Origin of the sequence: Streptococcus sp. FSL K6-1323 (genome assembly GCF_038630745.1) — a bacterium.
In the GTDB taxonomy this organism is placed as follows: domain Bacteria; phylum Bacillota; class Bacilli; order Lactobacillales; family Streptococcaceae; genus Streptococcus; species Streptococcus salivarius_D.
In genome coordinates this window covers 634,932-647,949 of the sequence record NZ_CP152039.1, presented here as the reverse complement: position 1 = coordinate 647,949, position 13,018 = coordinate 634,932, and the positions used below count along the sequence as shown (strand labels likewise).

Here is a 13,018-nt window from a genome sequence, read left to right as displayed (position 1 = left end):
TTCTTTTTCAGTTTACTGTATCCACAGCAATTCCAAATAATTGTCTCTGAATTTCTTTCACCATCATTTCAGGGTCCTGATGAGAAAATACACTAGCACCCAACTCTGCTCTGTGAACGACATTATCAAAAGCGAAGACCGGTTTTCCCTTTTCAACTGCCCGGTCGACAATAGAATCCACCTGATCCCAATGATTAATATCCAGATAGATTTCTGATTGATCCAATAAATCCTCTATAATATCGTCATGATGGACGTTTGTGTATAACGTTACATTGTCATACTTTTTAAAGGCTTCTAAGCGATCTGAAACATTGGTCTTGGCTGCAATATGAAACGAAACTTCTGGAAGATTTTCTACCAAATAAGTGAGGTTTTCCAGAGTGTCCGAGGCTGTCAGTGTAAACACATGGTGCTGTAATTGTGGCCGCTCTTTTATGATGAGTTCCTCTTTACTTACAACAATGGAGTTACTTGGAATATCCTTATGAATGACTGCTCCTGCACCAATAATGACGTTGTCACCGATCGTGACTCCCTTAAGAATCACAACATTGGCACCAATCCAACAATTTTTTCCGATCGATATCTTTCCATAATTAAAGGCGATTTTTTCTACGTGATAGTTAGAATATTGATGATTATGATCAAAAATACGAACCCCATCTCCGAACATGGTATCCTTACCAATTTCAATATGATGTTCACAACGAATAGAACAGTGATTATTGAAGAAAACACGATTCCCGAGCTTTAGGGTTGCACCATTTCCCACCTCTAGACAAACAAAGGAACGCAAGGTGATATCCTGCCCCAATTCAACGTGAGCCGTAGGGTCAATGGTAATCTGTTGAAAATTACCGTTCAAATGAAAGTCTGCCATCTTAATCTTGCGCCTTTCTCATTTTCCTGATTGCTTCCGCCATTTCTTGCCAATGCTCTCTTGGAAATGTACGTTGGTGGTGTTTCCGAGATTTTAAATCATCAAAAGCAAAAATAGGTTTATCCTCAAATCTGAAACCATCAAGTATTTCTAAAGTCTTCTCTCCTGGATTGATATCAAGTAACAAATCACTTGTTGATACCAATTCCAAATCTAGGCTACGCATATTATTAATACCAGAATAGACTGTTACATTAGGATAAGTAATCAATCTCGCTAAGCTATCTGATACAATGACACGGGCAGCAATATTAAAGTGAACTTGAGGAAGAGCTTGAATCAAATCCTCCAAGTGAGGAATCTCAGCAATGCTAGTATAAACTAGACAGGTAAATGGTCTACCTTTAGGATAAAGCGCCCTACTCTGCAATGGAGCCAAGCTAACATTCTCAGCTACATCAGACCAATCCAACTGTGCATAGAACCACCACACATCGCGATAAGTTTGCGCTGCCAGAGGAAACCATGGTTTTCTATGGGACAGATAATGAATAACTTTGGGATATTCTTGTCCTTCTGGTAATTGATAATCTGTAAAATGACTATGCAAAACAACATGGTTAAAGTCAAATGGAAGTTCATACCAATTATTTTCAAAGACCATATTCAAGATAGACTGATCGGCTTGATCAACCTTATCATGCCACTCATTAGTCATTTCGATAAGGTGCCTACTCATCTGTTCCTGTCTCCAGTATGCATTATCAATAACTAAAAAGCCTGCATTGAAGATTTCTCGGTGGTAAAAGACACGTCCCCCATAATCTCGGACTGCTGCAACAGGATATCCCTTTAGATCCATTGTAAATAGATCATCAAGTGACCCCGTCACTACCATATCACAATCCATATAAATTACACGGTCCTCTTTGACAAAATCAGAAATAAAATAGCGTAAAAAAACAGTGTAGGAAATATCCGTGCGATATTGGGAAATCTGTGCACTACTTACTCGACAATTAACAATCTCACTACCAAATCGTGCAAGGTGACGGTTTAGTCCCTTAAACCATTCTTGTGGAAAATCACTGTTAATTATATAAAAACGAATATTGCGATGGTGATAGAGAATAGATTTGATTGTAGTTACCACCTGCTCAACATAAGGATAGTTTGCAGCAAGTACAATTGATCGTTTTTTCTCATTATAGTGCTGTGGTGCTAAACTTAATACCTGATATTTTTCCTTGATTCGACGATAAGCTTCTGTTCCTTCTAAGCCCTGAGATGCTCCATTTGTCAAGCAAGACTCTAACATCATACGATAAACAGTCATATGCTTCTCAAGTGGATAACCCCTGCTAGCTAACAAGGCAAGACGCTCTTCCATAGCATATACCAATGCTGACATCCAATCTTCAGTCCAAGTTCTAGATAAACTTCCTGGTCTTTCTCGGTAAGCATACAACCCCTTGTTGAGGTAGATTACGCGCTCGCTCATTAAATAGGCCTTAAGATTAAAAAAGCCATCCTCTCCAATCTGTCCTTTTGGAAAAAGTAGATCTTCAAAAAGAGTGCGTTTATAAAGTTTCCCCCAAGCTGAAATCAGAGCAAAGCTTTTATTGAACTTGGTTTCATATAGACCCTCAATCAACTGAGCAGGAGAATACACTTGTTCATAATAATCCTCATCAGTAATATAAAAATAAAAAAGACTATCGGCCTCATTAAAGAGATAATAATTGGTAATAGCAATGTCAGCATCATAAGCCTTAAGCTTATCATGAAGCTCTTCAACATAAGTATGTTCTACCCAATCATCCGAATCTACAAAGGTCACATACTCACCCGTTGCTTGACGAATACCGACATTTCTTGTATCAGAAATCCCAGTATTTTCTTTTGCAAAGTAAGATATTCGTGAATCCTTACCAGCATACTCACGGCATATGGCGTCACTTCCATCTGTTGAGCCATCATTTATAATAATAATTTCGAGATTCTGATAGGTTTGTTGAAGGATACTATCTAGACACTGTCTAAGGTATTTTTCAACATTAAATACGGGTACAATTACACTAACTTTTTCTGTCATATTTATTTCTTCTTTTATTATTTATAGCACATTATAGTTGTCCAAGCTTTTACACATACGAAGAACTCTAACAAGAACTTCTATGAGTGAATCAGCAACCAAATAAATGGATACAATATTGAGCCTAGTCATCTTCGGGTAAATATTCTGCAATAAAGGCAGAAATATCCTTACTCATAATTTTATCAAGCCGTTCTGAAATTACATGCTCTGGCCAATCCCACCAAGAAATCTTTTGCATGTTGAATCGGTCATTAGCATCTGCAATACGGTAGCGAATCAACTTGGCTGGGTTCCCTCCAACAATAGCATAGGGGGATACATCCTTAGTAACCACAGATCCTGCAGCTATAACCGCACCGTCACCTATAGTTACACCAGCCATAATCTGGACATTATTCCCAATCCAGACATCATTACCAACCCTAGTAGGAGATTGAAGGGTGTGATCATCTTCTATATCTAAGGTCTTATCTGAATAAAATCGCTCTAAACTTTTAAATGGATAGGTAGTCACCAATTCCAAATTGTGATTTGCCGTCACAAAATAAACATTCTGACCAATAGAACAGTAATCCCCTATAATTACCTTTCCACCATGATCATAGTCAACTAAAAAGGGGATACCATAGGTATGTGGACCAACTGACAATGCTCCATAATCAATCAAAAACCTACTGGTAAACTTCGTCTTAAAATCAAAAAGATCAGATTTCATATCATAGAGACGAAGTTCCAAAGGAATAGAGTGTTGATGCCAACCTTCCCAGTATGAATGTCCCTCTTCCTCATAGCAACAATCAAAAGTAGCAGTTAACTGCCTTTGATTAGAATATAAGCAGATCTGATTATTTTGAAAATCCCAAAAGCGTTCATTATCATGACCAGGACTGTCAATATCTCTAATGCTACCATCAGGTAATAATTGAAAAAAACGTTGATGCTGTCTATCCTTATGCGAAAAAACACAAAATCGGCCTGAAACATTCATCACTTCTATCTTCTCCTCCATGACCTAGGTGATGATAACCTAAGTACACCCAACCATTCACTAGTCAACACAATTCATTATCGGATATTATTATGATATTTTTGTCTTTTTCCAAAAATTATCCCTAGTCTTACTTTCTTTATTAAAAAAACCTTGTAAAGACGCTATCTCTTTTTAGAAAAAATACCATAAAAATTACATATTACACTTATTTTAATTATAACTTATTTTTAGTCAAAGAGCCATTATCTCATTTTAATTTTTAAAACCTTTTATTTCATCTTTTTGAGAAAATAAAAAGACTGGAACAAATTATCTCCAGTCTAAAAATATTTATTGGCTATAAAACTGTAAAATTCTTCTTTCTACTTACGACATACCTATTGTACTAACAATTCTCGTTTATAGATGTTTACCCAGCGATACGTCCAAAAGTAAAGATATCCGTCAAGGAATTTCCACCAAGGCGATTCCCAGCGTGAAGACCTCCAGCTACTTCTCCTGCTGCATAAAATCCCTTTATAATATCCCCATCTTCATTAATAACATGTGTTTGAGTATCAATCTTAAGACTTCCCATAGTGTGATGGACTGCTGGTTTACGAAGAGTCACATAAAATGTTGCTACTTCAATTTGAACTACACCCAAAGAGTTAGGTTTTTTCTGTCTAACTTTTGGGGTCAGTACAATTCTTAACATCTCAGTACTTTTCTATAATATTATCACATTTCAAGTTCAGCCATAACTCCCAGTGAAAGCGGTCTTTAGCTATTGACTTTCGTTACCTACGATTAATCTTTCTGATTTTATATTGATAAGCTTAACACAATATCACATAAAACCTACATCCAAGTACAATCTAATAGGGTTATTAACTATCATCTTATCCTCACCCTAATAGTAAAATTGGATGAATGTTAGTAATTCAAATGGACTCCTGTTATAGGATATATCTTTTGGTTCTCGTTAATTGACAGCAATATAGTTTTTATATTTTACCCCTTATCCACAATTTTAATGCGGCTACTACCATCATGTGACTTGATGATGGCTAGTTGCTGGGCGATGCCTTCTTTCATGTCGTCCACGTGACTGATGACACCGACCATACGGTTTTCGCCAATTTGTTCTAGGACCGCGATAGCCTTGGTGAGAGCCTCTTTATCTAGTGAACCGAAACCTTCGTCAATGAAGAGGGCTTCAACGACGGCACCCTTGCTGGTATTTTGCACAACTTCTGAGAGGGATAGGGCAATGGCCAGCGCGGCGATAAAGGTTTCACCACCAGACAAGGATTTAACGGAGCGTTCACTACCTGTCAACTGGTCATAGACGTTAATATCCAAACCAAAGTGATCACGCGCCCTGCGTCCTTCCTCGCTCAAGACAAAGGAATAGCGATTATCCGTTAAGAGACCGATGTAGTTGGCATTGGCATAGTCCAAGATTTGTTGGAAATACTGACGGATAACGTAGACCTCAAGATTGAGACGACCAGTCAGAGCAGTATTTTCTCCCTTAACCACCTTCACCAAATCACTGAGTTCTTGGTGGGCCTTAAAGGCCTCTTGATTGCTGTCTTGAAGGGTTTTGGCTGCCTGGTAGGTAGCATTCGCATCCTTAAGCCCCTTCTCCATGACAGAGACCTGAGCCAATTGCGTATCGTAACTTTCCTGACCGGTTTGGACCTCTTGTGTTAAAGCGACCAAATCTGGTTTTTCTTGATTTTGGAGAAGCTCTTGGCTCTTACTAATCTGGGTCTGCAATTCTTGTTTAAGGGTTTGGTAACTTGTCAATTGGGCCTGAAGCTTAGGAATAGCTTGCTTGTTCACCTCAAGCAGCCAAAGCTGGATTTGCTCTAGGTCATTGGTGAGGGCACCTTCGACCTTAAGACTTTGGTCCAACTCAGCTGATAAACGTTTCATTTCTTGGCTGGTCTTTTCTTTAGACTTGGTCAAGCTCTCAAGCTGCCCCTTGATGCCTTGAATGTCGGCATGAAGTTGGTTGTAGGCTTCACCATTTTCCTTGACTTGCCTATTGTAGAGGTCCAACTCCTGCTTCGCAAGGGAAATTCGTTCTTGATAGACCTCTACAGACTCCAGTTCTGGATGAGCTTCCTTCAAGTCTTTTAGGCGCTCCTTAGCTTGATAGAGAGTTGCCTTGGCCTCTTGATAGTCCTTAGCCAAATCTATCGTTTTTTCTCGAGCCTTAGCTAACTCCTCTTGATAATGGACACGGTCTGCCTCTTCCTTATCATAGCGTTTTTGGAGTTCTTGATAATGCTTCTCAACAGCACTCAACAAGGCTTGCCCACGGACAGCTTCATAGTCTTCTGAAAAATCAAAATCAAACTGTCCCTTAACTTGCTCTTCGAGTTCTTGATAGTGTTTTTGAAGAGATAACTTAACTTTAGCCACTTGGTCAAGCAAATCCTGACGTTTAGACTCAACTTCACTCAATCTAGCCTGACGGTTTGACAAGGCAGCGACTTGCTTTTCTTTTTGAGCTTGAAGTTCCTCCACCTGGTCCATGAGATCCTTCAAGGCCACTTCATCAGCCTGTGTCCCATCGACCTTAGGATGATCCAAGGAACCACAGACCATACAGGGCTGTCCATCCTCTAATTCTGCCTGTAACTGGGCAATCATGAGCTGACGTCGTGAGGCTAGAGTCCTACTTAACTTCTCTTCCAATTCTTTGACAATTTCTTGAGCTTGGTCAATATCTAAAGATAAGGTTTGATGACGCTTTTCGGTCTTTGCCAACTCCTGATTCAAGCCCTCTATTTCTTTAAGATCCTGAGCCAGTTGCTTATCCACACTGTAGCCCACAGACTGGAGGAGTTTTTCAGCCTCAAGCAAACTCTCTAAACCAAGACGATTGGCCTCCAAATCTGACAAGGACTTGTTAAGAGTCTCAATCTCTTTCGAAGCCTGTTGATAAGTTTCTTCCAACTGCTTGTAGTTTCCACTCGACCGTTTGATTTTTTCCTGCTCTTGGGCAAGACTCTGGGCATAGATAATAGCCTCTTTCCACGCTCCCAGTCCCTCTTCTTTTTGAAGAAAATCCTCAGATTGGGCTGCAAGTGCCTCTTTTTGAGCCTTGACTTTCTCAAAAGCCTGCTCCTTAGCACTTAGTGCTTCCTGAGCAATCCCAAGGTCCTGTTCTACTTGTAACAGTTGCTTCTGATACTGCTTCAAGCTGCTAATAGTTTCCTGCAAACCTTGGGCAAACTGCAATTCCTCCAGATGCGCTTTAGCCTCTGCCTGTTCCTGAGCACCCTCCTCAATTTCCAGACGGTAACGCTCCTTGGCTTGCTCCAATTCTTGAAAAATATTTGCCAAATCTTGAGCACTTTGCAAACTCTTCTGCAGTCTTGCCAAATCCTCATGGGCATCCTTCAAGATGCTTTTTTGCTCTTCAAGATTTTCTTGACGTTGCGCCAAAAGCTCTTCAAGACGTGCCAATTTTTCAGAGGCTGGTGTTTGGGCTAAGACAGCTATTTCCTCCTCAGACCAAACCTGACTGGTAAAATGGCCATCTAGCTGAGCCTGGCGCTTTTCCATATCCTTGTTGCTCTGACGAAGACGCTCTTCCAAACTCTTTTGAAAACGGTCAAAAATACCTGTTCCAAAGATTTTCTTCAAAATTTGAGTCTTGGTCTTGGAATCTTCTTTCAAGAAACGACTGAAATCATTTTGCGGAAGGAGGATAATCTGTTTGAACTGCTCGGCATTGAGACCCAAAATCTGCTCAATCTGGTCACTCACTTCCTTGATTTTATCCCCAAGCTTTTCAATTTCCTGACCACCAATCTTATCCACAATGACTAGAGAAGCCGTTGCTTTTTGCATGGTCGTACCACCACCTCGCTTGGCCCTTTCCTGCTGGAGAATTCGCTCAATGCGGTAAAGGTGGTTGCCTTGTTGGAAGTAAAAAGTCACCTTGGTCAAATCATCCTCTGGACCAGCAAAGGTCGACCGCATCTCCTCAACATTACGATCACCACTGGTCGTCGCAAATAAAGCCACTGTCATAGCGTCAAAGAGAGTACTCTTACCAGCCCCTGTGTCACCACCAATCAAAAAGAGGGGAGCATGGTCAAACTGGGTGAAATTGATGACTTCCTTACGATAAGGTCCAAAATTGGTCAATTCTAACTGAACTGGTCTCATTGTCGGCTCCTTCCAATCTCCTCAAAAATACTTTCCACAAGGGCAGTCTGTCTTTCTGACAAGACATCGCCCCCAGTCACTGTCTGGTAAAAATCAGAGACAATTTCCTGCGGCGACTGCATTTCCAACTCTTTTAAGTGCTGATCAACAGTCACGTTTTCTTCCCTAACATCACCCAGACGACTGAAGGTGATTTCTACAATATCTGTCCCATAAATTTCTTCCAGACGGGCACGCACATTGATACCCTCTAATTCCTTACGGCTGGACAGTTGAATATCAAAGGCAAACCAAGCCTTTTGACAAGGCTGTTCCTTATAAAATTCAGGTGATACCAAGGTTTCAAAAGGTTCCTGAAGGGTCACGATTGGCCGTCTGACCTCTAGAGGATGGAAGGTCTGAGACAAGTTACCAGTCGCATCCAATTCAAGAATATAGACACCCTTCTCTTCCTTACGTTTGGCTTCTTTGACATTAAAGGCGACCGGACTGCCCGAATATTGCACGCGCTGGGTCGGACTGGCAAAGCGCGTATGGATATGCCCCAAGGCCACATAATCAAAGACCTTGAAAAGGTCACTGGTCACATTGGTAAGGCCACCTACCGTATTGCTGGTTTCAGACAGCATCAGTTCCCGAAGACTTTGACCATCTTGGTCATCTTTCTTAGAAACCGCAAAATGCGTCACCAAAATATGTGATTTGTCGGGATCAAAAGCTTTCTCCATATCCTCAAGAATGTAGGATAAAGCATCACCAATCCCCTGAATTTCCTTATCCTCATCATCCTTATAATAAATCCTAGCATCAATAGGATCGATAAAGGGAAGAAGAAAAATCTGGCAACCCTCCAACTCAATAGGCTCAAAAGCCTCCTCCAAACGTGTGCTTAAATGAAGCCCCTGAGGTTGAAAAAAGTCTCGGCCAAAATGCAAGCGTTCAGCCCCATCGTGATTACCACTGATAGCATAGACAGGAATCTGCTCCTCCAAGACCAAACGTGCCAAGGTCTTATTAAAAAGCTTGATGGCATCCACAGGCGGCACCGCACGGTCATAGAGATCTCCAGCAATGATGACCCCATCCACCTGTTCGTGAATTGCCAAATCCACTATCTGTTGGAAGGCCCACTCCTGCTCCTCCAGCAAAGACCAGCCATTGAGGGTTCGCCCCACATGCCAATCTGACGTATGTAAAAACTTCATGACAATCTCCTCATTCGTTTTGTCTTACTCTATTGTACCTTATCACGCTAAATACTGCTTAAAAGATTCACGAACCTTCGGAGCTTTCCTGAGTTTTATCTGCAAAGATCAAAAAAATCTCTCCCAAGTAATAACACTCGAGAGAGATTTTATTTTTGGAATTTATGAGAGATAAGGTGTGGAAATCTTAGTCTTGGTTTTTACGACGATTCATAGTCGCAAGTCCTGACATAAGTCCCATAACAACAAGACCCATTGCTGCGAGGTTGTTATCTGACTCACCTGTTACTGGCAATTGTTCGTCGCCTTCTTTAGCTTTATCAGAACCATCTGCCTTCTTACCATCTTTGTTTCCAGATTTCTTCTTATCTGAACCTTTACCATCTGAAGCGCCATCGGCTGCTGATCCAGAACCTTTAGATCCTTTAGAACCTTTAGATCCGTTTGAGGCCGCTTTTACAGCTTTAGAAGTTGAATTTCCACCATTTCCAGATTGACCATTATTACCATTTGAAGGTGTTGAGCCATCTTCGACCTTACGATAGATATAGGTCACGACTGTTTGACCTTTTGTCATCTTGTCTGTAGATTTACCTTCTTGACGAATCAATTCGTATTTCACACCATTACGGTAGATATAACGGTCACCGTGAACGTTAACTTCAGAACCAACAGAGTTAGTGATAACGAGTGGCATCTTGATTTGGTTGCCATATTCATCACGGTAGATGACAACGATAGTACCAAGGTCTTTGTTAGTTGTTGGTTTAGCGGGTTCTGCGTTAGTTAACTTATAAACAACCTTTGTATCATCACCAGGGTTGCTTGGTGTCACAGCAGTCTTCTCGGCCTTGTAACCTTTCACTTCAGGAACAAGTGTCATGGTAGCCTTAGTTGGATCGTTAGGGTCATTTGTGTAAGTAACTGCTTCAACACCTGGGATTGGATTACCTTTTTCGTCAACGGCAATAATCTTACCAAATTTAGTGTAAGTAACAGTTTCAACCCTGTTGTCCATAGTGACATCTTGAGAAGCCACACGGCCTTTATCGGCGAAATAACCGTTAACCAATGGTGTGATGACGAGGTCGAACTTAGTCTTATCAGCCTTCCATTCACCTGCAGTAAGAATGTCACCTGTTACAGAATCAAGGGTCAATGAACGTTTCCATTGTGCCTTTTGAACACTGTCTGCTGGCAATTTAGCATTGCTGTTCTTGCTTGCATAGTGAACAGTGTAAGTAACATCTTTAAGGTAAGCATCCTTAGCTGGCCATTTTGGACCGTTTGGTTGGTTAGGATAGATTGGAGTTCCTGGTTCGTGTGCATTGTCTGGATTAAAGTCAAGTGCTACACGTTTGAAGCTTACTGTCCAAGCTTGGTCAACTGTGCTATCCAAGTCAAAGGTTGCACCAGCTGGGTAACCATCTGTCACAAGGGCATAGCCAAGGTCTTGATAGTGTTTGATACGTTCAGCTGTTGAGTAGTTAATCGCTTCGCCAGACTTACCAGCCAAAGCAACTGTTTCAAGGATTGAACCACTTGTTTCATCACGGTAAGTAACACTTGCTTTTTGATCGTTCTTAACGTAAACAACCTTAGTATCGCTAGACAAGTCACCTGGTGTGGCAGGTACAACCTTAACAGTGTAGCCAGGAATGCTTGGAAGCGTCTTGTCGACGGCAATCATCTTAGTCGCATCATTAGGATCGTTTGTGTAGGCAGTTGTTGATACACCTGGAATTGGATTTCCATTTTCATCCACAGCGATAAATTTACCAAAGGCTTTGTATGTCACTGTGTCTGTTGCATTTGGTGCATCTGGAGTAACTGTCTTACCACCTGCTACAGCTTTATCGGCATAGTAACCAGTAACAACTGGAGTCTTAACTGTTCCATAAGTGTGGCTAGTTTCTGTCCAAGTTGTTGTGTTAGTTGTAGGGTCTTCTTTACCGTTGAAGCTAAAGTCATTTTGAGTGTTGGCAGCTGGTGTCTTCGTATCAGCACCATTGTAAGTCACTGTTTGACTAGTGGCTTTAGTGACATCTCTAGTGTCTTTTTCAACGATAATGTGGTAATGGTAACCTGGAGCTAGGTATTGACCACCACCATTGGCATCAATTGAAGCATCCAAACCTTGTGAACCGTTAGCAAATTGAACAAGGTCAACCACACGGCTTTGGTTACGGTCCCAAGCACGTTCTGAACGGATCGTTGCAATACCGTTGTTATAGTCGTATTGACGTTCTGACTTCAAAACATCTACATAAGCATTAGCTTTAGATTTGTCAGCAGAGGCATACTTGATGCGGTATCCTGCTGGTACTGGTGGAAGTTCTGTTACACCAGCATCGTAGATTTTATTGTATGTCTTACCGTTTGCTGTGATTGTTTCAGTTGAGTTGTTGATACGGTAGGTTGAAGATCCAGGGATCTTGTTTCCTGCTTCATCAACATAGTCAATAATACCAAGGTTAGCATAGTTGACTTTAACAAAGAAATTACCGTTTTCAATAAAGTCATAAGGTCTCACCCCCCCACGGTTATCACGACCGACTTTGAGGTGGTTGATGTAATCAATGTTAACAAAGTATTGTTGACGTTCTGGCAAATAGGCAAGTTTGTAGCCGAGGTTTGTCAAGTCAGGGTTTGTTGAGCCTGCTCCAGCATTTGTCAAAACAGCGACCGCATCAGCTGTTCGAAGGCTACGGTTTGATACTGCAAGACCCATAGCGTTGATGAGATTTTCAGAGTTAAGGCTTGCTTCAGCAGCATTCAATTCACTGCTTGTCACAGCCAACTCGCTAGTCGCTACTTTAAGGACGCTATTTACAGCGTTAGTTGTAGACTCTGCACTAGCAGTTTCTGCTACAGTCGCAACTGAAGTAGCCGCACTTGTTTGTGCTGATACTTGACCAGCAGCTGGAGTTTCTGCTACAGCTGCTGAGCTAAGAGCTTGTGCACTAGTAACTACAGATGAAGCAGCCGCTGCTGCAGATTCAGAGCTCGCTTGCGATGCAGCCTGAGAAGCTACTTCTGAACTAGCTACTGTTTGACTAGTTGTTGAAGTTGCTTGGCTGTTTTGAGCTACTGATTGGGGTTGTTCACTAGCCAAGGCCACAGTAGAGACTGAACTTGGTGTGTTTTCTGTTGTTGCTGGCGCTACTGATGCTGTTGTTGGTGTTGATTGCTCCACGACGACATCTGGCTCAGCAGTTGTTTCCATACCTGCGGTAGTTGGTGCTACCGTTTCGTCAGCTTGGGCACCCTGTGCATTTGAGAAGATTGAAACTCCCAAAAGGACAGAGGCCACACCAAAGCTATATTTTCTTAATGAAAAACGTTGGCGTTTATTAAACATATCTCTCATAATAATAAATTTCCTCAATATCCAAATTACTTTATATACGATTTCTATTTTATACTATAATTATTAAATTGTCAAATATATACTAATAATCGTGTAAAAGTTTAACTTTTATTAAAAAATATTAATTTAAAACTTTTATCTAAGTCCTTTGAAACATCAAATCGTTCGTACTTTTGTTTAGCACAATCCCCTATTTTGTCAGTTCTATAATTTTCAAAATACTTTTATATCAGACCATCTTTTATTAAAAACATTCGTCACTCTAACCTTATTTTTTAGTTATAGTGATATTTATTAA

The 13,018-nt window shown here is 40.9% G+C and carries 7 protein-coding genes; all 7 read right to left on the bottom strand.

What is annotated here, in order from left to right; all coding sequences use genetic code 11:
• Nucleotides 1-7: 7 nt before the first annotated feature.
• Complete coding sequence (locus NST80_RS03075; protein WP_013990266.1) at nucleotides 8-883, bottom strand: acyltransferase; 876 nt, start codon at nucleotides 881-883, stop codon at nucleotides 8-10.
• Between the two features lies 1 nt (nucleotide 884).
• Nucleotides 885-2,978 (bottom strand): glycosyltransferase, encoded by a 2,094-nt coding sequence (locus NST80_RS03070; RefSeq protein ID WP_061652295.1) that lies wholly within the window; start codon nucleotides 2,976-2,978, stop codon nucleotides 885-887.
• A 124-nt stretch (nucleotides 2,979-3,102) separates the two neighbouring features.
• Nucleotides 3,103-3,972, bottom strand: a complete 870-nt coding sequence (locus NST80_RS03065; protein WP_013990263.1) for a CatB-related O-acetyltransferase — start codon at nucleotides 3,970-3,972, stop codon at nucleotides 3,103-3,105.
• A 409-nt stretch (nucleotides 3,973-4,381) separates the two neighbouring features.
• Entirely contained in the window at nucleotides 4,382-4,618 is a 237-nt protein-coding gene (locus tag NST80_RS03060; protein WP_175060530.1) for an FAD-binding protein, read from the bottom strand.
• Between the two features lie 347 nt (nucleotides 4,619-4,965).
• On the bottom strand, nucleotides 4,966-8,145 hold the full coding sequence (locus NST80_RS03055; RefSeq protein WP_183138133.1) for an SMC family ATPase: 3,180 nt from the start codon (nucleotides 8,143-8,145) through the stop codon (nucleotides 4,966-4,968).
• The gene (locus NST80_RS03050) at nucleotides 8,142-9,350 is read right to left on the bottom strand and encodes an exonuclease SbcCD subunit D (RefSeq protein WP_265107560.1); all 1,209 of its coding nucleotides are present in this window, start codon (nucleotides 9,348-9,350) and stop codon (nucleotides 8,142-8,144) included. The genes NST80_RS03055 and NST80_RS03050 overlap by 4 nt, the downstream gene beginning before the upstream one ends.
• Nucleotides 9,351-9,537: 187 nt before the next feature.
• Nucleotides 9,538-12,720 carry a YSIRK-type signal peptide-containing protein gene (locus NST80_RS03045; protein WP_183138132.1) on the bottom strand — a complete coding sequence of 1,061 codons (3,183 nt, stop codon included), beginning with the start codon at nucleotides 12,718-12,720 and terminating at the stop codon, nucleotides 9,538-9,540.
• Nucleotides 12,721-13,018 lie beyond the last annotated feature (298 nt).

Coding starts and splice junctions, on each gene's coding strand:
- NST80_RS03070 (WP_061652295.1), bottom strand. CDS start 2,978: ATGACAGAAAAAGTTAGTGTAATTGTACCCGTATTTAATGTTGAAAAA.
- NST80_RS03075 (WP_013990266.1), bottom strand. CDS start 883: ATGGCAGACTTTCATTTGAACGGTAATTTTCAACAGATTACCATTGAC.
- NST80_RS03045 (WP_183138132.1), bottom strand. CDS start 12,720: ATGAGAGATATGTTTAATAAACGCCAACGTTTTTCATTAAGAAAATAT.
- NST80_RS03050 (WP_265107560.1), bottom strand. CDS start 9,350: ATGAAGTTTTTACATACGTCAGATTGGCATGTGGGGCGAACCCTCAAT.
- NST80_RS03055 (WP_183138133.1), bottom strand. CDS start 8,145: ATGAGACCAGTTCAGTTAGAATTGACCAATTTTGGACCTTATCGTAAG.